We start from the raw sequence: 26970 nt of genomic DNA on the forward strand, positions 1-26970 counted from the left end.
CTTTGGTGGTTGGATTTTCTGCTTTATGTAAAAATAGGGAGAAACTTTGGAAGGGGGATATGGGTTTTCCTGATATCGATCATTGTGAACATTCCCCAACTTTTTCTTATTTTGAAGAGTGATTTTCAATTGATGAAGTTTAGGTTCATCATAGGAGAGAGCAATCAGTGAATACAATTTCAACTATGGATTTTATTGACTATTATAAGGTTTTGGGGGTTGATAAAAGCGCAAGCACCGAAGACATTAAAAGGGCGTATCGGAAGCTGGCCCGAAAATATCATCCCGATTTGAATCCGAATGACAAGGATGCCGAACTGAACTTTAAAAAAGTGAACGAGGCCAATGAAGTACTGTCGGATCCTGATAAAAGGAAAAAATACGACCAGTACGGAAAGGATTGGCAACATGCCGAAGAATTTGAAAAGGCAAAACGTTCCAGGGCGCAGCGGCCGCAAGGCGATTATTCAGGATATACTTATTCCCACTCTGAAGGTTCCGCACAGGATTTTTCCGATTTTTTCGAATCTATGTTCGGAGGTGCTACTGGCTTTGGTAATCGGGGACAAAAAGTACGCTACAGAGGTCAGGATTACCATGCAGAACTGCATTTATCTCTCATGGACGTGTACACTACCCAAAAACAGACCCTCACCGTAAATGGCAAGAACATTCGGTTGAGCATCCCAGCGGGAATCGAAGATGGACAGACCATCAAAATCAATGGGCATGGTGGACCTGGCATTGAAGGTGGTCCGGCTGGCGACCTTTATATCACCTTTTCCATTACCAACAATACCGATTTTAAAAGAGATGGGGCCGACCTCTACAAAAATGTCCAGATTCCTTTGGTAAAAGCGGTGCTAGGTGGTGAAATAGTAGTAGAAACCTTAACGGGAAAAGTAAAATTAAAGGTAGCCCCCGGCACGGATAACGGAACCAAGGTCAAACTAAAGGGAAAAGGTTTCCCAAAATATAAGAAGGAAGGTCAGTTCGGGGATTTGATCTTGACCTACTCCGTAAACGTTCCTAAAAACCTTACTCCAGAACAGCGTTCACTGTTCGAAGCTCTTGAAAAAACCAACCTAACCTAAAAAAATGGCACAAGAAAATTATATATCGATAAAGACATTTTGTGAACATCATGGGGTTCAGGAATCCTTTGTTTTCTCTATGCAGGAGTTCGAACTTTTAAGGGTTGACCATGTTGAAGAGGAGGCTTTCATCCCCATGGAAGAATTGCCCATCCTTGAGAAAATGGTACGGTTGCATCGAGAACTGGACATAAACCCTGAAGGTATTCAGGCGGTGTACCATTTATTGGAGCAGGTGCAAAATCTACAACAAGAAGTTGCCTCCCTTCGCAAAAAATTAGATAGGCTGGGATGAGTTCTCCCTTCGTTCAGGATATGACCTAAGTCATAGGATTGTGGTCACATGGTTTCTACTTTTAAGTTAAAATCCAAACAAATGGAAACTATCACAGGAATAGGGGTTTTGGGTTTTGGATTCTTCGTTCAAGAACAAAATCCTGTGGCGATAACTTCAGATATCATGAAAAAAATTCTAGTACCCATCGATTTTTCCGAGTATTCGGAATATGCCCTTGAGGTGGCTGCGCAGATGGCCAAAAGCAATGAATCAGGGATTGTATTGTTGCACATGATCGGCATGTCCGAGTCCGTATTGGACAACTCTGAAATTGCCGAGGAGCAAGAGGCCAAGTACTATTTAAAATTGGCCAAGAAAAAACTCAAAGACTTTACCAAAAAAGAGTATCTCCAAGAAATCCCTGTTGAGGTCATCATTCAAAACTACAAGGATTTTAAGGAAGTGAACCAAGTTGCTAAAGAGCAAAATTGCGATTTGGTGGTCATGGGGTCCCATGGCACAAGTGGTTTGTCCGATCTTTTTGTGGGGTCCAATACCGAAAAGGTGATCCGTACTTCGGAGGTTCCTGTTTTGGTTATCAAACATCGCTACTTGAATTTTAAGGTGAAGAAAATGGTCTTTGCTTCCGATTTGGAAAATGAAAGCATCGCGGCCTTTAAAAAAGCATCAGCATTTGCGAATCTGCTATCGGCATCCATCGAAATAGTGTATATCAATGATGCCGGTGCCAATTTTATGGGAGTTGATGATGTGAGGAAAAAAGTGGCCAACTATAAAAAAGAGTTGGACCAATCCGTGGAGGTGCGTTTTCACAACTATCACACCGTGGAAGGTGGGTTGTTCAACTATTGTTTGATGAACGACGTAGATCTTTTGGTGATTCCTACCCACGGACGAAAAGGTTTTGCCCATTTTTTGGTGGGTAGCTTGGCAGAAAATGTTTCCAATCACGCCAAATTACCGGTGATGACCATCAAACTATGATCATTTTCTGAACAATAGCTCCAACCTGCCCAATTGGATCAATTCAGCTTTGTTGCTTCCTGCGAACGAGGAGGCAATTGCCCTGGCTGTGGACATGGTCAGTTGTTTGATCTTCGGGGTAAACAATGGTTTGTTTTCCATATAGAACTGTTCAAACTCTTCATAGATATCGTCAGCCTCTTTTCCATATTCCAGGAGCCAATCAAAAACGGCCTCAATTTGGAAAGCGGCATCCGTGCCATATTCATCTTCAACCGTATCCACATCCAACCAATGGTCATGGACCACTTCGTTCAATTTTTCCAATTCCTTCACATGAATGCTATGATCGGCCATGGCTACGGCATAAAAAAGTTTGCCTAAATTTTGGTATAGCTCATTCCCCAATTTCTTACTTGTTTCCATCATTTTATTAGTTTTTAGTGCTTGTTTAATAAATATAGGCAAGCAAAAAATTCTTGACCATGATCAAAATCAGTACTTTTAAGCTGACATGGAACTACTTGAAAAATACGATGTTTTGAAAGTGATTTCGGAAGTGATTGCCGAAGGCGTGGTCATTGTGGATCAAGCTCACCAGATTGTATCGTGCAATACCGCGGCCAATAAAATGTTTGGGTACTATGATCAGGACTTGGTAGGTAGGCCCCTTGATGTTTTGATATTGGAGGGTTTACGGGCAAGGCATCGGCATGAGGTCAAGGAATTTATGAAGAAGGGGATAGCCAGAACAATGGGGCCAGGTCTGGAACTTTTCGGAATGCGAAAGAACGGACAACGCTTCCCTTTGGAAATAAGTCTGAATCCGTTCAAACTTGGAGGTGATAAATATGTAATGGCCCTAGTGGTGGATATTACCGAGCGAAAAAAAGCGGAACAGACCATTGACTATTGGTTCCAGATTTTTGATGAATCCCTCAATGAAATATATGTTTTTGATGCGGAGACCTTCATTTTCATCAACGTAAACCGAGGGGCACAGCTTAATTTGGGGTATGACTTGGAAGAACTCAACAGATTATCGGTGCTGGACATCAAACCCAAGTTGTCCAATGAGGTGATGAAGCGATTGGTAGCGCCGTTGATCAGTGGTAAAAGGGAGAAAGTAAACTTCGAGACCGTCCACAAGCGAAAAGACGGTAGCCTTTATCCCGTAGAGGTACATCTTCAATTATCCCACATAGGCAAACGCAAGGTCTGCGTGGCCATTGTTTTGGATATTACGGAACGAAAGAACTATACCCAACAATTGGAGAATACGGTTGAAGAACGTACCCAGCAACTTAGGGAAGCCTTGATGGCAGAAAAAAAGCTGAACGAACTAAAGACCAAGTTTTTGTCCTTGGTCTCCCATGAGTTCAAGACCCCTTTGACCAGTATTTTGACCTCTACCTCACTATTGTCAAAATATACTGAAACCGACCAACAGGACAAAAGGGACAAGCACATCAACACTATCAAGTATAAGGTAAGGCATTTGGATAACATCCTCACCGATTTTCTTTCTATTGAGCGGTTGGACACAGGTAAGGTAAATTACAATATCACCAACTTCCCGCTGAGCAAGTTGGTCAATGAGGTCATTTATGATTCCAACACCCTTTTAAAAGAAGGTCAACATATCCTATATCCTTTGGATATTGATGGCATCAATATCGAATTTGATGAGAAGATAATGGCCCTGTCACTTTCCAATTTGGTGCACAATGCCATAAAATATAGCCCCGAGGATACCGAAATAGAACTCAGGGCAACACGGATAGGCACTATATTACGGATTGATATTATTGATCAAGGACTTGGTGTTCCCATTGAGGAACAACCTTTTATTTTTGATAGGTATTTTAGAGCCAGTAACGTACTCACTGTTCAGGGTACAGGGATTGGGTTGAACATAGTACGCCAGCATATGCACAACCTTGGGGCCAATATCACTTTTACAAGTGAGTTGGGCAAGGGCTCCACATTTACACTGCACATACCCATTAACAACAAGGAAAATGAAAAAAGTGCTTCTGGTTGAGGATGATACCTCATTACGCGAAAATGTAGAAGAATTGTTGGGACTTTCAGGATTTCGGGTCTTTGCGGCCTCCAACGGAAAGTTGGCTGTGGAACTGGCCAAAAAAGAACGACCCGATATAGTCCTTTGTGATATCATGATGCCCGAAATGGACGGTTATGAGGTACTGGAGCAAATGGCATCCTGTGACCAGACCCGACATATTCCTTTCATTTTTGTATCGGCTAAAACCGAACGTTCAGAAGTACGCAAAGGCATGGATCTGGGTGCGGATGATTACCTGACCAAACCTTTTGAAGAGGAGGAACTTTTGGGAGCTATTTATTCCCGTTTAGAAAAAGCCGAGCATTTGGAGAGTTCCTTTTTGGAACGTATTAGGCCCCATAAAGAGGAAGATGATATACGATCCCTCAACGAACTGAAGAATTTTTTTGACGACCATGGACAATTGTTCACCTACAAAAAGGATGAAACCATTTATACCATAGGAGATCATTCCAATATGGTGTACCTGATTTTAAAGGGAGTGGTGAAAAGTTGTGGACTTGATGAAGAAGGTAAGGAACTTATTACTTCGGTATACTCGGAGGACGATTTTCTTGGATTCACCTCGCTCACCGATAACCTTCCTTACCAAGAATATGCCGTGGCCATCGAAGATGTGGAATTGGCGGGAATCCACAAGGAAAAGGTAAAATCCATCCTTGAAGAAAACAAACACATTTCCTTGGAACTGATGGATGTCATTGCAGAAGATCTGGTGCAGATAAAAAAGCAGTTGTTGCAAATGGCCTATAGTTCTGTACGAAAGAAGACGGCCCAAACCCTATTGATGTATTCAAAGGCCATGAACAGGGGCAAGAACAATCCCTTAAAAATTGCCCGTAGCGATTTGGCAGGCGTGGCGGGCATTGCCACGGAAAGCTTGATCAGAACCTTGTCCGATTTTAAGAACGAGGGACTCATCGCCATAGAAAACAGAAATATTGTGGTGTTGGACAAAGAAGCGTTGGAGCGGGTGAACTAATATTGGGAGTCTGTGGAAATTGGGCATGATATTTATCATTCCATTTGTTTAAGGGAATGTTAAACTTTGGGCCTTATTCAGAAGCCCGATGAAGAATATTTTGATCCCGACGGATTTTTCTGAAAACTCCACCAACGCGTTAAAATATGCCCAGATGTTGTTCGGTTCCTTGGAGTGCAACTTTTATTTGCTCTATGTGGGTTCGGTTTTGGATTCCAATGTTGAAGATGGAACAGTAGATGAGACCAAAGGCACATTTCCTTTGACTTCCAAGCAAAAATTGATGGAATTGGTGGAGTATATCCGAAAACAAAACAATGACCCTGACCATTCCTTTTACTCCCTACATGAAAATGGTTTTTTTGTTCCTACGATCAAAAAACATGTGGAAGGTCAACACATCGACCTTATTGTGATGGGTACCAAAGGAGTGTCGGGTATTCAAGAGAAAGTGGTGGGCAGCAATGCTGGCGATGTGGTGACCAAGGTACAATGCAATACTTTGGTGGTGCCTAATAATGTGGAGTTTTCAAAACCCATTGAAATTGCTTTTCCCACAGATTATAATATTTTCTATTCCCATGAAATATTGCGCTCCATGGCCGAAATGTTGGACTTGGGCGACGGGAATTTTAGGATCATGAATGTGATGAAAGACCATGACTCCCTAAATCCTGAACAAACCACAAATAAGGATTACCTCCTCGATTTTATGGAAGAATCCTTTCCTGGGCGGTACAGTACGCACACCATAACCAACAAAAGTGTAAAGTCCGCTATTCAATGTTTTGTTGAAAGCAGGGATATCGATATGATGTTCATGGTGGCCAAAAACCTGAACTTTATTCAATTGATATTGTTCGATTCCCTTGTGGAACAGATCAGTTTTCATACCAAGGTACCTTTCTACGTCATACACCAATAAGGCGATTTAAAATAGCGACCTTTTGTTAAGGTGATGGAAATCATAGAATTTGAATCCATGAGTAGCTAGCTTTATGGTATTGTAGGATATGTAAACACTTGAGCTATGATGAAGGTTGTACTGCCCACCGATTTTTCCGAAAACGCATTCCATGCCATCAGTTATGCGGCCCAGTTGTTGGAGAATACCACTACTGTTTTTTATTTGATGCATGCTTATTCGCCCCCTGTTTATCGTATTGATTATGCATTGGGAAGTCCAGGTCAAATGGGTCTGCCAGACGATTTTAGGTATGCCGCGGAAGCCCAGTTGGATAAAACCCGAGAACGGATCAAAGCCCAATTTGACAACCCTAAACATCAATTTGTTACCCATGCGGCATTCAATACCCTTGAGGATGAAATAAGGGGGTTTTCCATGAAGGAACAAGTGGATTTGATCATCATGGGTACCCAAGGGGCCACTGGCGCACGGGAAATTTTGTTCGGTTCCAATACCGTTCACGTGCTCAACCGTACACAGATTCCGGTACTGGCCATTCCTGCAGATTACAAATATATTACCCCTGGTGAAATTTTGTTTCCTACCGACCTCGAAATCGATTTTGATCAAGTAGATGTTTCCTTTCTTTTAAAAATGGCCAAACTATGGCACTCCAAGATCCATATCATGCATGTGGCTTCCCCAGAAGGATTAATGGAGGGACAAGAAAATAACAGGGCCCATTTAGAAGGATTGTTAGTGGAACACAACCACACATTTCACGATTTGCCTGATCAGGAGTTGACCACCGCCATCAATGCCATACAAGAAAAAGTGACTGCAGAGATGTTGGTAATGGTCAAAAACAAACACACCTTTTTGGAACGGTTGTTCATAGAGCCTGTAATTAAAAATATAGGTCTTCACAGTCTTATTCCCTTTTTGGTATTGCCCTATAACCTTAAAAGTTAAGCCATGTTACAAATTTTGGTCCCAACGGATTTTTCCAATAACTCATACAATGCCCTTTATTATGCTGCAAAGCTGTTCAAAACCAAGGAATGTACTTTTCATTTGGTAAATGTTTGTGCCACTTCAGGAGGAAGTGTTTCAGAAACTGAACAAGTGGAATCCGTACAAGGGTTAGATGCCATGGCACACAGATTGGTGCTGGATTTGGGGAAAAATTCCAAACACCAGATCAAAAAAGTGTCCTTATGCCATACTGTGACCAAAGGAATTTCAGGGTATGCCAAGGAACTTCAGATAGATCTGATGGTCATAGGTAACAAAGCGAAAGAGGAGGGGGCCAACATCCTGTTCGGTAACAATGCCATGCAATTGGTACGCGAAGTAAATCAGTGCCCCGTATTGATCGTACCTTTGGAAATAGATTTCAAACCTGTGGAAAGAATGGCCTTCGTATCCAATTATGTCAATCCTATAGCGCAGGAAAATGTGAAGGCGCTTTTGTTTTTTTCCAATATTATGGATAGCGCATTGATGCCCATGAGTATTGAAGAAAGTAAGGGGACGGATGCCATGGCCAAACATAAGGCGAAGTTTTTAAAAGCGGTTTCCAAAATCCTTTCCAAGGAAGTGGTCTTGCCTGTGTTTCAGGATAAGGTGAGGACCATTTTGGAATTTGTGGAGTTGTGGAACATTGACATGCTTTGCATGGTCTATTACCAACATCATTTCTTTTTGGAATTCATCGGTAAAGGAATCATCAAAGACCTGAATACCAAATTGGCGGTTCCCTTTTTGATTCTTCCTGACCGGTCAAGATGACGCAAATCATGGCATGTTTTTAAAGTTGGGTGTAGCTTTAATGAAAAACATAAAAGTAATGGACAAGCGTGTATTATTACCCACGGATTATTCTAAAAATGCACTGAACGCCATTAGATATGCCTTTGAGTTGTACAAAGACGTTCGGTGTGATTTTTACCTTTTGAACGCATTCCATGTTTCTGGCTATAATCTAGACAGCATGAGGGTGCCCGAAATTGGAGAACCTTTATATGAGGCTGCAAAAAAAGAAGCAGAGGACGGTATGGACCGTTTAATGGAAATCCTCGATCTGCATCCTGATAATGACAAACATGCCCTGTACACTATTGTCACCTTCAATAGTCTTACGGAAGCCATTCGTAATGTGATCGAAAAGAAAGATATTGACATCATCATCATGGGCACCAAAGGGGTTACGGATGCCAAGGCCAGGGTTTTTGGAACCAATACCGTATCGGTGATGGAGCGCATCAAGGAATGCCCGGTCATTGCCGTCCCAAGCGATTTTTCCGTGGAACCTCCAAAGGAAATTGCCTTCCCGACCGACTACAGGACCCACTTTAAAAAACGCGAAATTGAATACCTTATCGAGATTGCCAAACTGCATGGTGCCAAGATCAATGTATTGCATATAGATAGAGACAAGGATGGTAAGTTGAGTAGGGTGGAAGAGGAAAACAAAAAATTGTTGATGGACATTTTGGAAGGGACTGATTATGAAACCCATTTTTTGTCCTCGGTGAAGGTGAGCAAGGGAATCCATCTCTTTGTGGAGAGCAAACATTGCGATATGATCGTTTTCATGAACAGAAAGCATCTGTTCTTTGGCAGTATCCTATCCAACCCCTTGGTCAAGGAAATGGGCTATGATCCCGAAGTGCCCATATTGGAACTCAATGATAACTGAAAAGTGCAAAAGATGAAAAGAGTTGGAATTTGGTTGGATAAAAAAGAGGCCCTTGGGGTGGTCTTGGAGGATGGTGGGGAAAGTGTTTTCAATGTAGAATCCGAATTGGAGTTTTTCAATCCCAAAGGGGGATCACGTTCCAAGGCCAACTGGGGACCACAGGATGTGGTGCAGGACAGTAAGTACCTGGAAAGGGAAAAACATCAGTTAAAAAGGTATTTTGAAAACATAACCTTGGAGCTGCATGATGTGGATGAACTTGCCATTTTTGGGCCAGCTGAGGCCCCGGAAAAGTTTTTGGATGAACTGGAAGAACGCTACCCTGCTTTGGCCCAAAAAATCATCGCTTCGGAAAAAGCGGACAGTATGACCCAGAACCAATTCACCGCCTTGGTAAAACAAACCTTTGGTATGGATGATCGATACCCGGACAAAAGCATTTAGAACCACCTAAATGATTTAAATCATTTCAAAAAGACCGACCAAACCTTACCTTAATGAATGCCTTGGAACTAAAAACCTCGGGTCATGGTCAAATTGGGAAAAATAGGGGATTTGCACAAGGAACTCCAGATCTGGAATTCCTACCTGCAGTTCATTGATGATGAGATGCTCTTCATCCAGCGGTTGTTGAACTCCTATGTTTTTGAACCAAGAACACCTAATCTTTTTGAGAGGTTGGAAGAGTTTAAACGGGATTTCGCCCTTTCCAAAAAGGAAAAGAACCGATTGAAAAAAGCGATTCTGGAGCATGAAAAACATTTAGGTGGATTGATCGAATGCACCACGGACGACTGCGATGCCCACTACTACCAAAAACACCAAACGTTCAAGGATGCCATGACGGTTTACATTGAGAATTATCTCAATCTAAAGAACAAGGTGTACAGCTATGCGGGATCGATTCTAAAGCGAAAAAAACCGCAGGATTGAGATACAATACCAATGCCGGTACACTGGATATGGTACAACAAAGATTCATTATTCTAAATTTTTAATTATGTCACTGGTTAAATTAAACGGAAAGCGATTTCCATGGAATGAGAGCTTGATCGATTTTTTTAATCGAGACACTTTTATTGATGATGATTTTTTCAACTTGGAAAAATCCATGCCATCAATGAACGTGAAGGAGCACGATGATGATTTTGAAATTGAGTTGGCGGCCCCAGGGTTCGACAAAAAGGATTTCAACATCACCATGAAAGATGACCTTTTGGAAGTTTCTGCACAAAAAAGCAAAGAAGAAACCGAAAAGGATGAAGACTACACAAGAAGGGAGTTCAATTACAATTCGTTTACCCGAACCATGCAATTGCCCCATTCCGTAGATCCAAAAAAAGAAGTGAAGGCCACTTATAAAAATGGGATCCTGAAGTTGCATCTTCTTAAAATGGAGGAAGCCAAGGAAAAACCCAAAAAAGTAATTGAAGTGGTTTAGGCAAGAACATGCGGCAAATGGATTTTTCCCATTTGCCGCTTAAAATGAAAAGCAATGAAGACAAAAATTCAAAAAGGGACCTTTAGGGAATGGTTGACTGCCGAAGAATTACATGATGCCTCCAAAAAATGGTCCTCCGAATTAAAATTTGCCAAGGACGAGCAAAAGTTCCTGAACAGTATGGTAAAGGACTATACCTTGGATATTATAGATTCTGACATGTTCAATACCGTGCAACCTGTAGTGGAAGTTTTGAACAAATCCGAAAAAGAATTGATCGATCTTTTCAAAAAGGTACAGTTGCACGAAAACCAACTCCAGATCATGGTGGACGATGTTAACCAAAGCCGCATGGAAAATGCCTATCTGGATACCCATGCCGACCTGGAAAAGGAAATGGAACGTTATTTTATGAAATATCGGGATGCCAAGAATAGGATGTTCGATATTGTTTCGCAGGTAATTAAAAGGAAAAAACAAAAAAGGCTATTGAATTAAGGCCGATACAAACAGAAAAACAATGAAAGTTCTGGTATACAGTGCCAAGGATTTTGAGGTGGAAAACCTCAAGAAGGCCAATGGGGAGAGGCACAAGATCAAATTTGTACCCGAAGCCTTGGATGCTACCACGGCAGTCATGGCCGCCGGGTACGATGCCATTTCCATTTTTTCAAATGACGATGCTTCGTTGGTGGTCCTCGAAATCCTCAAGGAATTTGGGGTAAAGTATATCACCCTTCGGGCCACGGGATATAACAATGTGAGCATTAAATCGGCCATGAGGATCGGATTAAAGGTGGCCTATGCCCCGGAATATTCGCCCCATGCCATTGCGGAACATACCATTGGCCTTCTCTTGGCCCTCAACAGGAAATTGGTCTTGGCCCATGAACAGGTAAGCCGGTATAATTTTTCCTTGGACAATTTGATTGGGTTCGATCTGAATGGAAAAACAGTTGGTATTTATGGAACCGGTAAGATCGGTTCCATATTGGTGAAGATCTTCCATGCGTTCGGATGCAAGGTGATCGCTACGGATATCCATCAAAACCAATATCTGGAAAACCATTACGATTTGGAATATCTTCCATTGGAAGAAATGTTCAAAAAGGCGGATATCGTAAGCATCAATGTTCCTCTTTCCTACGAAACCCACCATTCCATCAATGCATTCCATTTCAAGTTGATGAAAAAAGGATCGTTTGTGGTCAACACGGCCCGCGGTGGGATCATAAAAACCGAAGATCTGATTGAAGCCCTAAAAAAGGGAATCTTGGGAGGTTATGCTACGGATGTATATGAAGGGGAACGGGGCATCTTTTTTAAGGATTTGAGTAAAAAGGGCATTGAGGATCAAAAGCTAAAAGAACTTATTGCCATGCCGAATGTGTTGATTACCCCTCACCAAGCCTTTGCTACTAAAGAAGCCTTGGAACGTATCGCAGCCACGACCCTGTATAATTTGGATTGTTGGGAAGAGGGCAGGACCTGTAAAAATGAGTTGGGATACGAGACCTTTGCCCTATAAAAGCGGACTCAACAGTTTGGCAAATCCTTCAATCAATTTGTTCAGCCACGGGCGTTGGCTGTATTTGTGGTAATCGTTCAACACTTTGGATTTGGCACAGTCCTCCAAAAACTCCTGCTTCATGTGTTGGCAAAGAGTTTCATCATAGACAAAGGCTTGTGCCTCATAATTCTGTTGTAGACTTCTATTGTCCAAGTTGGCTGTTCCGATGCTGGCAATCTCATCATCGCAGAGCATTACCTTGCTGTGTAAAAAACCATCTGAGAACAAGTACACTTTGATCCCTGCTTTCAGGTACGATTCATAGTAAGCCCGAACACACCAGTCCACCAGTTTAATGTCCGTAGTGGCGGACATCAACAACCGAACATCCACACCACTGAGCGCAGCGGTCATCAGCCCTTGCAATATGGCATGGTTGGGAATGATGTATGGGTTCACGATGTAGAGGTATTTTTCTGCGCTGTTGATGATGGAGAAATACACTTGCTCCATCACGTCAAAATCATCATCCGGGCCACTGGGAACAATTTGGAGTGCCACCTGTGCATTGTTCGACTTTGCAATTTTAAAAGATTCCATATTTACTTGAATGCCGCTGGCCAAATACCAATCCGTAATGAAAATCCGGTTGAGGTAATCAACAGCCTCTCCTTCAATTTTTAAATGGGTATCGTGCCATTTTCCCAAGGACGGATTACCTTTTAAGTATTTGTCCGAAATGTTGATACCACCAGTAAATCCCATTTTGTTGTCCACAACAATAATTTTACGGTGGTTACGGTAATTGAGGGCGGTTAGGAACCGTCCAAACCGGAAGGGAAGAAACTGAGCTGTTTCCACCCCAATCGCCTTTAACTTCTTCAAATACTTTTTGCTAAGGGAATAACTTCCGATGCCATCGTATAAAAGGCGAATAGTGACCCCTTGGTTAATTTTTCTTTGGAAGATTTCCAAAAGCTTCTCCGCGAGCAAGCCATCCTCATAAATGTAATATTGCAGGTGGATGTGTTCCTCGGCACTTTCGAGAGCCTCAAAAATACTTTCAAAGGTGATTCTACCATCTTGGAGTAGGTTGATTTCATTGGTACACGTAACCGGACAATTGACCGTGTTATGGATGAGGCGGGATATTTTTTGTTTGTTGGATGATAGCGGTGGGTCACAATGCACATAAGGAATGTTAGAAAGATGGGTTACCGCATTTTTCAAGGAGAACATTTTACTCTTTCTTCTGTTTCTTCCAAACAAAAGATAGAGCATTACACCCCCAACCGGAATGGTAAAAATGGCCAAAAGCCATGCCAAGGTCTTGCTGGGTCTTACCCCGTTCAAAAGCAAGCTTACCACCATGATCAGGGCGATCAAAATATAAATCCCTATGGCAATGGGTATAAGCATGGGAGTATAACTTTCTATCAATGTTAAAGATAAAGTGATTTCATCTCGCAAAAACTGACCGTTTTCATACTATGGGGAAGTTAAGAAGGTCATATTCCAAATTCATGATTTAAATCACTGTTTTCATTTTACCTTTGTTGGTAAACCAACCTAAGTTTCATGCGAGCCATTGTTTACGAAAAATTCCAAGGGCCACTCACCCTTCAAAATGTTCTGGATCCCACCCCTAAAAATCATGGGGTAGTGGTAAAAGTGACCGCTACAGGTCTTTGCCGAAGCGATTGGCATGGGTGGATGGGCCACGATGCAGATATTGTTTTGCCCCATGTGCCAGGTCACGAATTGGCGGGCATTATTGCCGAAGTTGGAAAAGACGTCAAAAACTTTAAAGTGGGGGACAGGGTAACTGTTCCTTTTGTATGTGGATGCGGCACTTGCCCAGAATGCCATTCCGGGAACCATCAGGTATGTGATAATCAAACCCAACCCGGGTTTACCCATTGGGGCTCTTTTGCAGAATATGTGAACTTGGACCATGCGGATATCAATTTGGTTAAACTTCCCGAGGAGATCACTGATATTACGGCGGCTATTTTGGGTTGTAGGTTTGTTACATCCTTCAGAGCGGTGGTAGACCAAGGGAAAGTACAGGGAGGCCAATTTGTGGCGGTTCATGGGTGTGGCGGGGTTGGATTATCTGCCATTATGATTGCCAATGCTTTGGGTGCACAGGTCATCGCGATTGACATCAATGAGGAAACTTTGAAGTTAGCAACCGAATTAGGGGTGACCAAAACCATAAATGCTTCCAAATCTCCAAATGTAATAGAGGAAGTGAAAGAATATACCCATGGTGGTGCCCATGTTTCACTGGATGCACTTGGCAGCCAGGCTACGTGTTTCAATTCCATAGCCAATTTGCGAAAACGGGGTAAACATATTCAGGTTGGTTTGATGACGGGAGACCATCAACACCCCAAAGTGCCCATGGACAAAGTTTTGGCCAATGAGTTGGAAATTCTAGGCAGTCATGGTATGCAGGCTTTTCGGTATACGGCTATGCTCGAAATGATTAAAGAAGGCAAACTCAGTCCACAAAAGTTAGTGGAAAGAACAATTTCTTTGGAAGATGCTATCATAGAATTACCCAATATGGACAAGTTTGTCAATAAAGGCGTTTTGGTCATTGATGATTTTGGAAAATAAAACCCACCGCCATTTGTGCATGTAGATCGGTTGTGGCCAATGTTGGGATGTCAACATCACTTGGGTTGATTAAAAGTGGAAGTTCCGTACATCCCAAAATAATACCATCGGCACCCTTATCTCTCAGCAAACGAATCTGTTCCAGAAAAAAGGTTTTGGCCTCTTTGGAAAATACCCCTTGGGTCAATTCTTTGGAAACATAGTGATGTGCTTGTGGAATGGCTTCTTCTTCGGGAATGATCGTTTCAATTCCATAGTTTTTCATCAACACTTTCGGAATAAAATCACCCGTCATGGTAGGTTTGTTTCCCAGTAACCCCAATTTCTTCAATCCCAAACGTTGTGCTTCTGTTCCAGTGGCATCGGCAATATGCAAAATGGGAATCTCAATTTGAGGCTGCACATGATCATAGACCATATGGGGTGTGTTAGCACAGATCACGATTGCCTCGGCACCGGCTTGTTGAAGCTTCAGTGACGTTTCCAGATATTTCGCATTGATCTTCTCCCTGTTCTGTTCCCGCATCAATTCAATATTGATGCTGTGGATGATCAACGGTGGATTTGCCTGCTCTCCAATAATTTTGGATGCCAATTGGTTGATCAATCTGTAATATTCAATGGTGGAGTGCCAAGAGGTACCACCGATCATTCCCAAGGTTTTCATATGATTTTGTAAATTTATAGGAGCCGATAATTACATTTCAAGTTACGGAAAAACCAAGCTTAGGAAATGACACATCTCATAGGTAAAGTCAGATGTTTTACTTGAAATAAGGGGGTGGTTTAATTGATGGGTTATAACATCGGTCGATTAGACTTGGAGGTCGTTTGCGGTTTTAAGCCTGTCGTTGGGGGATTTTAGGTTAAAATTAACATAAAACACGGGCGGCTCTCCCTATTTTTAGAAATCCTTGAACAAAGGGAGTGGAAAGAATTCCAAAATCCTTCTACTTCATCGATCAAAAACAGTAAATCAGATAACCGAAACATATGAAAAGAAGAAGTTTTGTACAGTATGCCGGTTTGGGAACGGGGGCACTGATGATGCCTTCATTGCTTTTGGGGAACAATATTCCCGCAGAGGCCCTGCTCGCTCCCGGTATGGATGTCGCACTCAAAAAGAAAATGGCCGACGTGGCCTTGAACACAGCAAAATCCTTGGGGGCAACCTATGCCGATGCAAGAATCGGAAGGTACTTGAACCAGTACGTTTTTACCCGTGAGGACAAAGTCCAAAATGTGGTGAACACTGAATCCTTCGGGATTGGAATCCGTGTGATTGCCAACGGTACTTGGGGATTCGCTTCTACCAATGCGGTAACCGAGGATGGTATCAAAAAAGCTACCGAGCAAGCTGTGGCCATTGCCAAGGCCAACTCCAAAATTCAAAAGGAGCCTGTAGTATTGGCCCCTGTTGAAGCTTACGGAGAGGTTTCTTGGAAGACACCCATTCAGAAAGATTTTAAGGAAGTGCCTATCTCAGATAAGGTAGACCTTTTGTTGAGTGCCAACGCGGCAGCCATTGAAAATGGTGCCAACTTTGTGAACTCTGCCCTTTTCATGGTAAATGAGCAAAAGTATTTTGCCTCTACCGATGGTTCATACATTGACCAAGATGTACATCGTATTTGGCCGACATTTTCTGTGACAGCCATTGATCGTGCTGCCGGGAAATTTAGGACCCGTGAGGCCATGAGTGCCCCAATGGGAATGGGTTATGAGTATATGGATGGATTGGCTTCCGAAAAATTGGAAGGACCAATGGGCATCAAACTCTATCGCAACAGTTATGATATTGTGGAAGACGCTACCATGGCTGCCAAGCAGGCCAAGGATAAATTGACCGCCAAATCTGTGGAAGCAGGTAAATATGATCTTGTATTGGAACCAAACCACTTGGGACTAACCATCCACGAATCTGTGGGTCATCCCTTGGAGTTGGATAGGGTATTGGGTTACGAAGCCAATTATGCTGGAACCAGTTTTGCCACCATGGACAAATGGGAATCTAAAAACTTCAAGTACGGAAGTGATGCCGTGAACATTGTGGCCGATAAAACCCAAGTAGGTTCTTTGGGTGCTGTTGGGTATGATGATGAAGGCGTGAAGACCAAAAAATGGGATTTGATCCGTAATGGTGTTTTGGTGAACTACGAAGCCATCAGGGATCAAGTTCATATGATCGGCCAAAACGAATCTCACGGATGTTGTTATGCGCAAAGTTGGGAAGATGTACAGTTCCAACGTATGCCCAATGTTTCCCTGGAACCTGGTAAGGAAAAATACTCCTTGCAAGATATGATCAAGGATGTAGAAAAAGGAATTTACATTCTCGGACGTGGATCGTATTCCATCGATCAGCAACGCTATAACTTCCAATTTGGTGGAACCATGTTCTACGAGATCAAAAATGGTGAGGTTGTAGGTATGTTGGAAGATGTGGCCTACCAATCCAACACCCAGGAATTCTGGAATTCTTGTGTGAAGGTTTGTGATAAGGATGATTACAGGTTGTTCGGTTCCTTCTTTGATGGTAAGGGACAACCTTCCCAAGTAAGTGCGGTTTCCCACGGAAGCTCCACTGCCAGATTCAACGGAATTAATGTGATCAATACAGGTAGGACCATTTAAGGTTTTCCATTAAAATAGTAAGACAATGGCTATATATACAGAAGAAGAAGCAAAAAAAATATTGGAAAAGGCATTAAGCTTTTCCAAGGCCGATGCCTGTGAAATAAACCTTAGTGGCTCAAATAGTGGTAACATTAGATATGCCCGAAATACGGTATCCACAGCTGGGTATCAATCCAGTCAAAGCTTGGTGGTACAAGCCAGTTTCGGGAAAAAAGTAGGAACTGCCACTATTGATGAATTTGATGACGCCTCTTTGGAAAAAGTGGTGAAAAGGGCAGAGGAATTGGCGAATCTATCACCAGAAAACCCAGAGTTTATGGCTCCCTTGGGTCCTCAGGTGTATGATAAATCCATCACCTTTGTAGAAGCAACAGCCAACACCACGCCAGAATATAGGGCAGAGGTGGCCAGTAAGAGTATCGTACCTGCAGCGGCAAAAGATGTAACTGCAGCAGGATTTTTGAATGACGGTGCCCGTTTTTCGGCCATGATCAATTCCAACGGATTGTTCGCCTACAACAAATCAACCAACATGGATTTTACCGTGACCATGCGTACCAATGATGGCACCGGTTCTGGTTGGGTGACCAGGGATTACAACGACATTACCAAATTTGATTCGGCAGAAGCATCCAAAGTGGCTATCGACAAGGCAGTGATGTCTCGCGAAGCAAAAGCCATCGAACCTGGAAAGTATACGGTGATCTTGGAGCCCGCCGCAGCATCTGATTTGTTGCGAAACATGTTCCGTTCGTTCAATGCGCGATCTGCAGATGAGGGCCGAAGCTTCATGTCCGCCAAGGAAGGGGGCAACAAGTTGGGTCAAAAAATTGTGGACGAGCGTGTGAACATTTGGTCCGATCCTTTGCATCCGGATGTTCCTACTTCTACTTGGAACGGAGAGGGTATGCCTTTGAAGAAAACCAAATGGATTGAAAATGGGGTGGTGAAAAACCTCGCTTACGATCGTTTTTGGGCTGGACAAAAAGGTGTTGATCCCGTTCCCTTCCCAGGAAATGCCATTATGGAAGGTGGTGATGAGAGTTTGGAGGATATGATCAAAGGAACCAAAAAAGGCATCTTGGTGACCCGTTTTTGGTACATCCGTAGTGTGGATCCCCAAACTTTGCTCTACACCGGATTGACCCGTGACGGAACGTTCTATATTGAGAACGGTAGGATCAAACATCCTATTAAAAACTTCAGGTTCAACGAAAGTCCGATCATCATGCTCAACAACCTTGAGTCTTTGGGGAAACAAGTCCGTGTAGACGGCAACCTGATTCCTTATATGAAGATTCGTGACTTTACGTTCACCAGTCTCTCGGACGCAGTATAAAAATTCGAACAAAAACAAACTGGTGGTTGAGGTAATCCGAAACCGCCAGTTTTTATTTTGATAATGGTGTAGCCTACAACCTTTATGGCATTGGACAACGAATTCTTTTTCACCCGTTTACAATACGAATCTGGCGATTGGGACGTGGATCAGCGCATGCCCTCCAATTTGTTGAATTCGTTGGTCGAGTACACGACCCTGAAAGTGGATACCCAAGAAAAGATCATCACTTTGGCGAGCGACGATATTTTCAAAAGTCCCTTTTGCTATATCTCGGGACATAAGTTGGTCCAGTTCACCAAAAAGGAAAGGGAAAACTTTGAAAAATACGTCCGCAACGGTGGATTTGTTTTTGCTGATGATTGCAACCACGATATTGATGGGCTTTTTGCCAAATCCTTTGAACGACAGATGGAAGAGATCTTTGGTCCGGGCCAGTTGCAAAAAATCCCGAACGATCACGAGATCTATTCCATTTTTTTTGAATTCGAGGACGGTCCACCCACCACTTCCCAAGAACTGAATGGTTGGGGGGATGACTTGGTGCACGATTACCTCAAGGCCATCATCATCAATGGGCGCATTGGCGTGCTCTACAGCAACAAGGATTATGGTTGCGAATGGGATTATGATTTTAGGAACAAACGATGGTATAAAATTGACAATACCCGTTTTGCGGTGAATATTGTCCTTTATGCCCTAACCTCTTAACGATACTAACTTGGACAAAGAACTACAACAAATTGCGAGCGAGGTGGAGGGGCTCTCCGATAAGCTCAAGGCGCTCAAAAAAGAAATAGGCAAGGTGATCATTGGGCAGGAAGAAACCGTGTCCCAATTGCTCATTACCTTTTTGGCAGGCGGTCATGCCCTTTTGGAAGGCGTACCCGGACTTGCCAAGACCTTGATGATCCGGACCCTCGCCAATGCCATCGATTTAAAATTCAAAAGGATACAGTTTACACCCGATTTGATGCCTTCCGATATTATCGGAACCGAAATATTGGAAGAGGACCATACCACGGGTAAAAAATTCTTCAAGTTCAACAAAGGGCCTATTTTTTCCAATATCATTTTGGCGGATGAGATCAACAGGACACCGCCTAAGACACAGGCGGCCCTCTTGGAAGCCATGCAGGAATTTGAAGTGACCTATGGGGACAAGACCTATCCTTTGGATAGACCCTTTTTCATTTTGGCGACCCAAAACCCGATTGAACAATCAGGAACTTTTGTATTGCCTGAAGCGCAACAGGATCGTTTCTTGTTGTACATCAAAATTGGGTATCCAACGGACAAAGATGAAACGGCTATTTTAAAGGCAACCACAGGAACCAAAAAGGCGCAATTAAACAAAGTCATCACTGGTAATGATATTGTGCGGTTGCAGCAATTGGTGCGGGAGGTTTCTATCAGTGATGGACTCATCCAATATGTGAGTGATGTGATCCGTGCCACAAGGCCCGATACCACTGCTGTGGATTACGTAAAACAATGGGTGGATTGGGGGGCAGGTCCCCGTGCTGGGCAGGCCATGATTTTAACAGCTAAGGCCAATGCCCTTTTGGAAGGACGTTTGGCGGTCTCCTTGGATGACCTTAAAACGGTGGCATTGCCTGTGTTGCGCCATCGAGTGTTGGTGAGTTTTAGAGCGGAGGCTGAAAATATCACTTCGGATGCAGTGACCCAGCACATTTTGGATGCCATCAAATTAAAGGATGGGAAATAAAGTTTTCCAAATTGAAAGTTTAAGTAACGATTGACCAAAATGAAGAAAATATTTTATCTAATCTTGATTGTATTTTTTGCAGCATGTAATATTGGTAAATCACAAGATTCAACCTCGATGATGATTAAACAGAGTGAACTTGAGAATTCCAAAATCAGGGATCATTCATTTTTGGCATGTATGTACAGTGATACCTATTTCCCAAAAAACTTAGTGGATAAATGCAAGAATATCCTTTTGGAGTTAAGCTATAATATTGAAAATGAGAAACCTAAAAGCTTGGAGGAACTTTACAAATTATCGCACGCTTCGACAAATAAATTAAATGATTTACAAGACGAATTTTTTGCAAAGAATAGTGAAATTGAAACAGTAGCCAGAGAGTGTTTAGCCTCGGATTTTCATTTTATATCAATGGCTTATGGTTTTGATGCTGACATAGAAGAATTAATAGCCACAAGAGATTGGTGATTGAAGTTCAAATAAACAACAAATAATGGCCACGAGGGACTACCACGATCTATTAAAACCAGAGATCATCAATACGGTGTCGGGACTTTCCCTAATATCCCGTATTGTGGTGGAAGGCTATTTGTCCGGGCTGCACCGGAGCAAGAGCGTGGGTCCTGGTATGGAGTTTAGTCAATACCGCGGTTATGAACCCGGTGACGACCTTCGTTTGCTCGACTGGAAAATGTTGGCACGCTCGGGAAGGTATTACATCAAGCAGTCGGAAGTGGAAAGTCAGGTTGTGGTAAAATTCATTGTGGATGCCAGTGCTTCCATGGAACATACTGAAAATGGGGTCTCTAAGCTAGAGTTTGCCAGGATTTTGGTGGCCTGTTTGTCGCACTTGGCCCAAAAGCAAGGGGATGCCGTTGGTCTTTTTGCCTTGAATGAGGATGATTTTGTGAGCATCTATCCCAAAGCGGATCAAAAACATTACAACCGAATGTTGTTGGAACTCCTTCAAATTTCTTCCAAAGGAAAATGGCCAGAACTTTCCGTGGCGGCAAAACGAATTCACAACAGGGGCACCAAGGAATTGGTTTTCTTCTTGACGGATATGTACGAGGAGACCACGGAGCTTTCGGATTTTGTCAAGAGCCTGAAAACGGCTAACAACGAGGTAGTGGTCATCCAGATCATGGCAGGCAACGAAATGGATTTTGATTTTAAAAAGTCCGTCACCTTTGAAGATTTGGAAACCGGAACCAAGGTCAAGGTGGATGTCAACAAGGCCAAAGCAGCTTATTTGAAGGCATTGGAAGATAAAATTGCCCGAACTAAGGAAAGATTGCTTTCCCAAGGCATTAGCCATCATGTTTTTCGCATGGATGCCCATTTGGGTGATGCCCTGCAATTATTTTTAAAGGAACGTATACGACTCAATTAATGGTTTTCACCCATCCAACATATTTGTGGGCATTGCTGGGATTTTTGGTTCCCCTGGTCATTCATTTGTGGAGTAAAAAGGAGGCCAAGACCATTAAAATTGGGAGTGTTCAATTGTTGGACGAATCCAATTCCAGACAATCTAGCAGCATACAACTCAATGAATGGTTGTTATTGTTGCTTCGGATGTTGATTTTGGCATTGGTCGTACTGTTAATGGCCGGTCCACAATGGCGCATCAAACCCAATAAAAAACAGATAACCTATTTGGTGGAGCCTTCTTTGGCCCATCATTCCTCATTGATGGGATTGTTGGATAGTTTAGGGGAAACCTCACGGGTATTGCTTTTAAAACAAGGATTTCCGGAATGGGAACTGGATATGAAATTGCCACCGGAATCTATGGTTCCACCGTACTGGCAGTTGGTGCAACGGATGGATTCTTTGGCTTCGGACAGTATCGTGGTTTTCACCAAGGCTTATGTGGAAGGTGTAAAATCCATGAGGCCCAAAACGCACAAAAAAATCCATTGGGTGGTGATGGAATCGGACACCCTTTTTGAAAAACCATTCTTGGCCTATCAAAGAGAAAAGGAGGTGGAATTGATTTCCTTGCAAGGCAACGGACAAACCACATATTTCAAAAAACAAAGACTATCTGATGGATTTTCCATAGAAGGTGATAGTTTGAGATTGAAGGAAGAAGGGAACACGCAAACCTTACCTATAATGGATTTGAATACGGTATATGTCAACATCATAGCCGATGCAGAATTCGAGACGGAGCGTCAATATCTGGAAGCTTCCTTTCGTGCGCTTTCCAAGTTTTTGGATCGAAAAATCCAAGTCAAAATCGTTGATGCCGATAATTCAGATGAAGCCAGCCTGAATATTTGGCTTCGCAAAGAAAAATGGGAGCCCAAACAGGGTAAATGGTTGATATTCAATGAAGATATATTGTCTAATAAATTGATAAAGGAAAGCGACCAATCGAATGTGTATTGGCTCACTTCAAAATTGAATACGGAAAATACCACCGAACAGCATTTTACGGAACAATTGCTACGCCTTTTGGATTTGGATGCAGCCATAAAACCCTTGGTTAGCTTAGCTGATAAAAGACAAATGGACGTTGCCGAATTAAGACCCAACTATGTCGGAAAACCCAAGAAAAAGGAAAGGGCAACCTTGTTGGATGTATCCCAATGGGTGTTTTGGATACTGGTACTTTTAATGATCGTGGAACGTGTAACCGCTTATGTAAAAAGACAATGATGGGGGATAAGCGATTGAACGACTTTAAAAGGCGATGGCAACTGGTGCAGTACACGGAATGTGTATTGTATGCGGTTGGCGTTGCCGGTCTTGCTTATCTGGCAAGCCAAAATTTCTTCTTGGGGATTTTAGGTTTTGCTTTGGGCATGGCTGTAGCTGTTTTAATATTCAAGCCTTGGAAATTGTCTTCGGAGCAAACAGTCGCTTATGTGGATGCCCATGTACCGGAAGCTGGTTATAGCAGTGCTCTGTTGCTGATGCCACCATCCGAACTATCTAATTTGTCCAAATTACAACGCTATCGAGTGTCAACACAATTGGATGCCGTCATTGCCAAATTGAAGCCTCCTCATCAGTTACCCATGGCGGCCATGGTGATGTTCGGGTTGATTATGATAGGGATGGCCGTTCAATTTATGTTGAAAGATTTTCAACCAAAAGATCTAACACCTTCAACCCCACAAAGCATTCAATTTACCCCGTTGGATTCCGTGGAAACCAACGCAGAGATTCCAAAACTGAGTTCGACCAAGATTACCATCGATCAACCTGATTATACTGGTATACCCAATATCAGCACAGAAAACCCCAACATTAGAGCCGTAACAGGTTCTGCGATAACCTGGCGATTGGAATTTGATGGGGAAGTTGCCAACGTTCGGATGGACAGGATGGGAGAAATATTTACCCTAGGTCAAAAGAATGGAGGTTTTATCCTCTCCCAAACATTGGAAGCTTCCGGGTTTTATAGTTTTTCCTTTGAGGATAAAAACGGAAACAAATTTGTGACCGACCTGTATTCCATGGAAGCGATCATAGATGAAGCTCCCTTGGTTGAAATCGATGGACTGGACCAATACAGTTATTTTGAATTTGACGAGGTCAAGCAATTGCCTGTGAATACTAAAGTTTCCGACGATTTTGGAATCAACGATGCCTATATTGTGGCTACCGTGAGCAAAGGTTCCGGGGAATCGGTAAAATTTAGGGAGGAAACGGTAAGGTTTGATGGGACACTTTCCAAAGGAAAAAAACAGCTTCAACTAAAAAGACTTTTGGATCTGGATAAATTGAAAATGGATCCAGGCGATGAGCTTTATTTTTATGTGGAGGCCAAGGACAACAAAATTCCAACTCCCAACATTTCGCGAAGCGAGACCTATTTTGCAGTCATTCGCGATACCGTTACCGATGATTTTGCCGTGGAAAGTACTTTGGGTGTGGATCAAATGCCGGATTATTTTAGAAGCCAGCGACAGTTGATTATCGATACCGAAAAATTGATCAAGGACCAACCCAACCTTTCTGAAAAGGATTTCAAGTTTAAGAGTAACGAACTGGGTTTTGACCAAAAATCCCTTCGGTTAAAGTACGGACAGTTTATGGGCGACGAAACGGAATTACAGGCTGCCCCTGGACAAGTAAGTTCCGTTGAAAACGAACCAGAAGGTGAGGAGGGAGAGGAAAAAGATGTATTGGATGGTTACAGCCACAAACATGATAGCGATAACGAGCACAATTTGGTCGAAGAACATGAGGAACATGGTGAAGAAGATGAGGAGGAAGACCCTTTGCACGATTACTTGCATAATCATGAAGATCCAGAGGAATCCACCCTGTTCGAAAAATCACTGAAAGCCAAACTTCGGGATGCCTTGAGCATTATGTGGGACGCGGAACTCTACCTCCGGTTGTATCAACCTGAAAAATCGTTACCGTATCAGTATCAGGCTTTAAAAATTATACAGGAAATCAAGAACAGCGCCCGAATTTATGTGCATCGTATAGGGTTCGACCCACCGCCCATCAAAGAGGAAAAACGGCTGACAGGGAATATTGAGCCCATCACCAATTTTGATAAAAAGCAAGAGTTTGAGTATCAGATGTCCTTTGCTTCTTCCCGTAAAACGGTATCAAGATTGGAACAACTGATTCAGGGATTCAACTTTACCGAAATGGATCGGGTACTTTTTCAGGATGCAGGCAACGAATTGGCCAAAAAAGCGGTGGTTGAACCCCTTAAATATTTAAAGGTGTTGCAAGGGCTGAGGGATTTGGACAAGTCTGTCAACCGAACAAAGGAACATTATGCTACCGTTCAAAAAAACTTGCTTTTGGTGTTGCCCCAGGTTGAAAATAATCCAGGAAAAGTGGAAGCATATGAAGATGAGATCAACAGGTTGTTCATAAATGAATTGGGTAAGAATGATTGATGGACTCTCCTTTTTTAACTCAAAATTCTTGTGGCCCGTGGTATTGGGCTTGGTTATTTTGTGGGCCATTTTTATTTGGAAAGAATGGTCGCAACGCAAAGAAAAGCGGTTTTGGATAAAAGGGGTTGTTTCCCTGATTGGGCTGTTTTGTTTAGGAATGGTCATTTTGAAACCTGCTTTGCCAAAAGACCAAGCTGAAGGGATGGGCATTGTTTTGACGGATGGGTATCGGCAAACCCAATTGGACAGTTTAAAATCCAAATACAAACGCATTCCTGTGCAACAATATGTTCCCGGACAAGCCTTGAATATTACAGCCAAGGTCGATTCTCTATTCCTTTTGGGACACGGATTACTGGATTTTGATTTTTGGCAAATTCAGGGCAAGGCAGTTACTTTTTTGGGAGCGGATGATAAGCAGGGCTGGTCCGATATTCAACACGACAAGCATATTTTTTTAGGGGAAACACTAAAAGTAAGGGCGAATTACCATCAACCGGAAAAAGACCATTGGGCCGTGTTACTAGATCATACTGGTAATCCTTTGGATTCGGTTCTTTTTGATGAAGGACCCAATTCAAGAGTGTCAATTACAACAAGTCCCAAGGCCAGTGGAAGGTTTGTGTATTCTTTGGTAGAAAAGGATGAAAACGGTGAAATGGTTTCCGAAGAACCTATTCCTGTTGTCATAGAGGAAACGCTTCCATTGAAAATATTGATCATCAATGATTTTCCCACGTTTGAAACCAAGTATCTTAAAAACTTTTTGGCTGAAAAAGGGCATGAGGTTTCGGTACGTTCACAGCTTACAAGAAATAAATACAAATTCGAGTATTTCAATGGGGCATCCAATCCTATTTATCAATTTTCCCAGCAAGGATTGGAGGATTACGACCTCCTCATCATTGATGCGGATTCCTATTTCAATTTGAACAATACTTCAAAATCGGCATTGGATAAAAGTATAACAGAGGATGGACTTGGTCTTTTTGTGCAACCCAACGCTTCCTTTTTCATAAGTTCAAAACAAGCTTTCTTGAGTTTTGAGGCTGATTATTCAGAGAAATTGGTACTGGGAGAATCCTTGGGTTCCATGGAAAAATACCCATATGGTTTTGCCGAAGTGTTTCCTTCACGGACCATTTTGATGGATTCCGTTCCTGTGGCCGCTTATGTGATGAAGGGAAAGGGAAAGATAGCCACCACTAATTTAAAAAATAGCTATCAATTGCTTTTGGATGGAAAGAATCAAGTGTACACCCGAATTTGGACCACCATTCTTGACGAAATTGTTAGGGAGCGTGAAAAGGTTGCCGAATGGGAGTCCTTGACTGAAGTCCCACATATAGATGAACCTTTTCAATTTAATCTAAGGACACGTTTGGAAACACCACAAGTGTACAATGAGGAAGCCTTGATTCCGCTACGACAGGATTTACAGGTTTCTTCCAATTGGCAAGGCACTACATATCCAAGGAATACTGGTTGGAACCAATTGCAAATCCAAAAAGATTCCATGGCTCCATTTTCGTATTATGTCTTTAAGGCCGAAGAACGAAATGCAGTATCCCAGAAAAAAAGAATGATGTCCAACATCAGAGAATTTGGAAGGAACCAAAATACGCTGGGACGCGACTCGGCCATGAGCAAGATTTTTCAGGTCATTCCTCCAATTTGGTTTTATGTTGTCTTTGTTCTATGCATGGGGTGGCTGTGGTTGGAGCCTAAATTATTCGGTCAATAGCATTATCAATATAAAACTCCGACCTTTT

Annotated in this window: 27 protein-coding genes; 24 read left to right on the plus strand and 3 right to left on the minus strand. The window is 42.6% G+C overall.

Annotated features, from left to right (window positions below):
* Positions 1 to 185: 185 nt before the first annotated feature.
* The 3 genes from LKX84_RS16240 (at position 186) to LKX84_RS16250 (ending at position 2376) form a co-directional block, all read left to right on the plus strand.
* Entirely contained in the window at positions 186 to 1094 is a 909-nt protein-coding gene (locus LKX84_RS16240) for a DnaJ C-terminal domain-containing protein (protein WP_228238475.1), read from the plus strand.
* A gap of 4 nt (positions 1095 to 1098) precedes the next feature.
* On the plus strand, positions 1099 to 1389 hold the full coding sequence (locus LKX84_RS16245) for a chaperone modulator CbpM (protein ID WP_228238477.1): 291 nt from the start codon (positions 1099 to 1101) through the stop codon (positions 1387 to 1389).
* An 81-nt stretch (positions 1390 to 1470) separates the two neighbouring features.
* On the plus strand, positions 1471 to 2376 hold the full coding sequence (locus LKX84_RS16250; protein ID WP_228238479.1) for a universal stress protein: 906 nt from the start codon (positions 1471 to 1473) through the stop codon (positions 2374 to 2376).
* Here the strand turns inward: LKX84_RS16250 and LKX84_RS16255 are convergent, their stop codons facing one another.
* On the minus strand, positions 2377 to 2784 hold the full coding sequence (locus tag LKX84_RS16255) for a hypothetical protein (protein ID WP_228238481.1): 408 nt from the start codon (positions 2782 to 2784) through the stop codon (positions 2377 to 2379). It lies immediately after the preceding gene.
* An 85-nt stretch (positions 2785 to 2869) separates the two neighbouring features.
* Here LKX84_RS16255 and LKX84_RS16260 point away from each other — a divergent pair, with 85 nt between their 5' ends.
* The 11 genes from LKX84_RS16260 (at position 2870) to LKX84_RS16310 (ending at position 12003) form a co-directional block, all read left to right on the plus strand.
* Positions 2870 to 4399 (plus strand): PAS domain-containing sensor histidine kinase, encoded by a 1530-nt coding sequence (locus LKX84_RS16260; protein WP_228238490.1) that lies wholly within the window; start codon positions 2870 to 2872, stop codon positions 4397 to 4399.
* Entirely contained in the window at positions 4377 to 5426 is a 1050-nt protein-coding gene (locus LKX84_RS16265; protein ID WP_228238499.1) for a response regulator, read from the plus strand. The genes LKX84_RS16260 and LKX84_RS16265 overlap by 23 nt, the downstream gene beginning before the upstream one ends.
* 88 nt (positions 5427 to 5514) lie before the next feature.
* Positions 5515 to 6351 (plus strand): universal stress protein, encoded by an 837-nt coding sequence (locus tag LKX84_RS16270; protein ID WP_228238501.1) that lies wholly within the window; start codon positions 5515 to 5517, stop codon positions 6349 to 6351.
* Between the two features lie 105 nt (positions 6352 to 6456).
* The gene (locus tag LKX84_RS16275) at positions 6457 to 7305 is read left to right on the plus strand and encodes a universal stress protein (protein ID WP_228238507.1); all 849 of its coding nucleotides are present in this window, start codon (positions 6457 to 6459) and stop codon (positions 7303 to 7305) included.
* A gap of 3 nt (positions 7306 to 7308) precedes the next feature.
* On the plus strand, positions 7309 to 8124 hold the full coding sequence (locus LKX84_RS16280; protein ID WP_228238508.1) for a universal stress protein: 816 nt from the start codon (positions 7309 to 7311) through the stop codon (positions 8122 to 8124).
* Between the two features lie 58 nt (positions 8125 to 8182).
* Complete coding sequence (locus LKX84_RS16285) at positions 8183 to 9034, plus strand: universal stress protein (RefSeq protein ID WP_228238509.1); 852 nt, start codon at positions 8183 to 8185, stop codon at positions 9032 to 9034.
* Between the two features lie 12 nt (positions 9035 to 9046).
* Positions 9047 to 9478: a hypothetical protein gene (locus tag LKX84_RS16290; protein ID WP_228238510.1), complete on the plus strand. Its 432-nt coding sequence runs from the start codon at positions 9047 to 9049 to the stop codon at positions 9476 to 9478.
* Between the two features lie 84 nt (positions 9479 to 9562).
* The gene (locus LKX84_RS16295; RefSeq protein ID WP_228238512.1) at positions 9563 to 9967 is read left to right on the plus strand and encodes a hypothetical protein; all 405 of its coding nucleotides are present in this window, start codon (positions 9563 to 9565) and stop codon (positions 9965 to 9967) included.
* A gap of 67 nt (positions 9968 to 10034) precedes the next feature.
* On the plus strand, positions 10035 to 10475 hold the full coding sequence (locus LKX84_RS16300) for an Hsp20/alpha crystallin family protein (protein WP_228238514.1): 441 nt from the start codon (positions 10035 to 10037) through the stop codon (positions 10473 to 10475).
* A gap of 54 nt (positions 10476 to 10529) precedes the next feature.
* Positions 10530 to 10973 (plus strand): hypothetical protein, encoded by a 444-nt coding sequence (locus LKX84_RS16305; protein WP_228238516.1) that lies wholly within the window; start codon positions 10530 to 10532, stop codon positions 10971 to 10973.
* Between the two features lie 22 nt (positions 10974 to 10995).
* On the plus strand, positions 10996 to 12003 hold the full coding sequence (locus LKX84_RS16310) for a 2-hydroxyacid dehydrogenase (RefSeq protein WP_228238518.1): 1008 nt from the start codon (positions 10996 to 10998) through the stop codon (positions 12001 to 12003).
* Here LKX84_RS16310 and cls read toward each other — a convergent pair.
* Positions 11998 to 13404 carry a cardiolipin synthase gene (gene cls / locus LKX84_RS16315; RefSeq protein ID WP_228238519.1) on the minus strand — a complete coding sequence of 469 codons (1407 nt, stop codon included), beginning with the start codon at positions 13402 to 13404 and terminating at the stop codon, positions 11998 to 12000. The two genes, LKX84_RS16310 and cls, sit on opposite strands and share 6 nt — an antisense overlap.
* Before the next feature lie 159 nt (positions 13405 to 13563).
* Here cls and LKX84_RS16320 point away from each other — a divergent pair, with 159 nt between their 5' ends.
* On the plus strand, positions 13564 to 14610 hold the full coding sequence (locus tag LKX84_RS16320) for a zinc-dependent alcohol dehydrogenase family protein (protein WP_228238520.1): 1047 nt from the start codon (positions 13564 to 13566) through the stop codon (positions 14608 to 14610).
* On the opposite strand, the gene LKX84_RS16325 is transcribed toward LKX84_RS16320, so the two are convergent.
* Positions 14588 to 15277 carry an aspartate/glutamate racemase family protein gene (locus tag LKX84_RS16325; protein WP_228238523.1) on the minus strand — a complete coding sequence of 230 codons (690 nt, stop codon included), beginning with the start codon at positions 15275 to 15277 and terminating at the stop codon, positions 14588 to 14590. The two genes, LKX84_RS16320 and LKX84_RS16325, sit on opposite strands and share 23 nt — an antisense overlap.
* A 326-nt stretch (positions 15278 to 15603) precedes the next feature.
* Here LKX84_RS16325 and LKX84_RS16330 point away from each other — a divergent pair, with 326 nt between their 5' ends.
* From LKX84_RS16330 to LKX84_RS16370, 9 genes are all read left to right on the plus strand, one after another.
* Positions 15604 to 17244, plus strand: coding sequence for a TldD/PmbA family protein (locus LKX84_RS16330; RefSeq protein WP_228238525.1), 1641 nt, complete (start codon positions 15604 to 15606; stop codon positions 17242 to 17244).
* A gap of 25 nt (positions 17245 to 17269) precedes the next feature.
* Positions 17270 to 18586, plus strand: a complete 1317-nt coding sequence (locus LKX84_RS16335) for a TldD/PmbA family protein (RefSeq protein WP_228238527.1) — start codon at positions 17270 to 17272, stop codon at positions 18584 to 18586.
* Positions 18587 to 18676: 90 nt separating this feature from the next.
* The gene (locus tag LKX84_RS16340) at positions 18677 to 19297 is read left to right on the plus strand and encodes a DUF4159 domain-containing protein (RefSeq protein ID WP_119639902.1); all 621 of its coding nucleotides are present in this window, start codon (positions 18677 to 18679) and stop codon (positions 19295 to 19297) included.
* A 10-nt stretch (positions 19298 to 19307) separates the two neighbouring features.
* A complete protein-coding gene (locus LKX84_RS16345; RefSeq protein WP_228238529.1) occupies positions 19308 to 20315 on the plus strand; it encodes an AAA family ATPase in 1008 nt (335 codons plus the stop codon).
* Between the two features lie 39 nt (positions 20316 to 20354).
* Complete coding sequence (locus tag LKX84_RS16350) at positions 20355 to 20786, plus strand: DUF5713 family protein (protein ID WP_228238531.1); 432 nt, start codon at positions 20355 to 20357, stop codon at positions 20784 to 20786.
* Between the two features lie 25 nt (positions 20787 to 20811).
* Positions 20812 to 21711 (plus strand): DUF58 domain-containing protein, encoded by a 900-nt coding sequence (locus tag LKX84_RS16355; RefSeq protein ID WP_228238533.1) that lies wholly within the window; start codon positions 20812 to 20814, stop codon positions 21709 to 21711.
* Positions 21711 to 22985 carry a BatA domain-containing protein gene (locus tag LKX84_RS16360; RefSeq protein ID WP_228238535.1) on the plus strand — a complete coding sequence of 425 codons (1275 nt, stop codon included), beginning with the start codon at positions 21711 to 21713 and terminating at the stop codon, positions 22983 to 22985. The genes LKX84_RS16355 and LKX84_RS16360 overlap by 1 nt, the downstream gene beginning before the upstream one ends.
* On the plus strand, positions 22982 to 25198 hold the full coding sequence (locus tag LKX84_RS16365; RefSeq protein WP_228238537.1) for a tryptophan-rich sensory protein: 2217 nt from the start codon (positions 22982 to 22984) through the stop codon (positions 25196 to 25198). The genes LKX84_RS16360 and LKX84_RS16365 overlap by 4 nt, the downstream gene beginning before the upstream one ends.
* Positions 25176 to 26942, plus strand: coding sequence for a hypothetical protein (locus LKX84_RS16370; RefSeq protein WP_228238539.1), 1767 nt, complete (start codon positions 25176 to 25178; stop codon positions 26940 to 26942). The genes LKX84_RS16365 and LKX84_RS16370 overlap by 23 nt, the downstream gene beginning before the upstream one ends.
* Positions 26943 to 26970: the final 28 nt, after the last annotated feature.

The sequence above is a fragment of the Allomuricauda sp. M10 genome (assembly GCF_020782875.1).
Taxonomy (GTDB): Bacteria; Bacteroidota; Bacteroidia; order Flavobacteriales; family Flavobacteriaceae; genus Flagellimonas.

What these genes read in the sequence shown, in the direction of transcription:
- LKX84_RS16250 (WP_228238479.1), top strand. Translation starts at nt 1,471, where the DNA reads ATGGAAACTATCACAGGAATAGGGGTTTTGGGTTTTGGATTCTTCGTT.
- LKX84_RS16310 (WP_228238518.1), top strand. Translation starts at nt 10,996, where the DNA reads ATGAAAGTTCTGGTATACAGTGCCAAGGATTTTGAGGTGGAAAACCTC.
- LKX84_RS16290 (WP_228238510.1), top strand. Translation starts at nt 9,047, where the DNA reads ATGAAAAGAGTTGGAATTTGGTTGGATAAAAAAGAGGCCCTTGGGGTG.
- cls (WP_228238519.1), bottom strand. Translation starts at nt 13,404, where the DNA reads ATGCTTATACCCATTGCCATAGGGATTTATATTTTGATCGCCCTGATC.
- LKX84_RS16305 (WP_228238516.1), top strand. Translation starts at nt 10,530, where the DNA reads ATGAAGACAAAAATTCAAAAAGGGACCTTTAGGGAATGGTTGACTGCC.
- LKX84_RS16320 (WP_228238520.1), top strand. Translation starts at nt 13,564, where the DNA reads ATGCGAGCCATTGTTTACGAAAAATTCCAAGGGCCACTCACCCTTCAA.
- LKX84_RS16350 (WP_228238531.1), top strand. Translation starts at nt 20,355, where the DNA reads ATGAAGAAAATATTTTATCTAATCTTGATTGTATTTTTTGCAGCATGT.
- LKX84_RS16275 (WP_228238507.1), top strand. Translation starts at nt 6,457, where the DNA reads ATGATGAAGGTTGTACTGCCCACCGATTTTTCCGAAAACGCATTCCAT.
- LKX84_RS16370 (WP_228238539.1), top strand. Translation starts at nt 25,176, where the DNA reads ATGAATTGGGTAAGAATGATTGATGGACTCTCCTTTTTTAACTCAAAA.
- LKX84_RS16280 (WP_228238508.1), top strand. Translation starts at nt 7,309, where the DNA reads ATGTTACAAATTTTGGTCCCAACGGATTTTTCCAATAACTCATACAAT.
- LKX84_RS16260 (WP_228238490.1), top strand. Translation starts at nt 2,870, where the DNA reads ATGGAACTACTTGAAAAATACGATGTTTTGAAAGTGATTTCGGAAGTG.
- LKX84_RS16285 (WP_228238509.1), top strand. Translation starts at nt 8,183, where the DNA reads ATGGACAAGCGTGTATTATTACCCACGGATTATTCTAAAAATGCACTG.
- LKX84_RS16335 (WP_228238527.1), top strand. Translation starts at nt 17,270, where the DNA reads ATGGCTATATATACAGAAGAAGAAGCAAAAAAAATATTGGAAAAGGCA.
- LKX84_RS16265 (WP_228238499.1), top strand. Translation starts at nt 4,377, where the DNA reads ATGAAAAAAGTGCTTCTGGTTGAGGATGATACCTCATTACGCGAAAAT.
- LKX84_RS16365 (WP_228238537.1), top strand. Translation starts at nt 22,982, where the DNA reads ATGATGGGGGATAAGCGATTGAACGACTTTAAAAGGCGATGGCAACTG.
- LKX84_RS16270 (WP_228238501.1), top strand. Translation starts at nt 5,515, where the DNA reads ATGAAGAATATTTTGATCCCGACGGATTTTTCTGAAAACTCCACCAAC.
- LKX84_RS16355 (WP_228238533.1), top strand. Translation starts at nt 20,812, where the DNA reads ATGGCCACGAGGGACTACCACGATCTATTAAAACCAGAGATCATCAAT.
- LKX84_RS16325 (WP_228238523.1), bottom strand. Translation starts at nt 15,277, where the DNA reads ATGAAAACCTTGGGAATGATCGGTGGTACCTCTTGGCACTCCACCATT.
- LKX84_RS16255 (WP_228238481.1), bottom strand. Translation starts at nt 2,784, where the DNA reads ATGATGGAAACAAGTAAGAAATTGGGGAATGAGCTATACCAAAATTTA.
- LKX84_RS16300 (WP_228238514.1), top strand. Translation starts at nt 10,035, where the DNA reads ATGTCACTGGTTAAATTAAACGGAAAGCGATTTCCATGGAATGAGAGC.
- LKX84_RS16330 (WP_228238525.1), top strand. Translation starts at nt 15,604, where the DNA reads ATGAAAAGAAGAAGTTTTGTACAGTATGCCGGTTTGGGAACGGGGGCA.
- LKX84_RS16245 (WP_228238477.1), top strand. Translation starts at nt 1,099, where the DNA reads ATGGCACAAGAAAATTATATATCGATAAAGACATTTTGTGAACATCAT.
- LKX84_RS16360 (WP_228238535.1), top strand. Translation starts at nt 21,711, where the DNA reads ATGGTTTTCACCCATCCAACATATTTGTGGGCATTGCTGGGATTTTTG.
- LKX84_RS16295 (WP_228238512.1), top strand. Translation starts at nt 9,563, where the DNA reads ATGGTCAAATTGGGAAAAATAGGGGATTTGCACAAGGAACTCCAGATC.
- LKX84_RS16240 (WP_228238475.1), top strand. Translation starts at nt 186, where the DNA reads ATGGATTTTATTGACTATTATAAGGTTTTGGGGGTTGATAAAAGCGCA.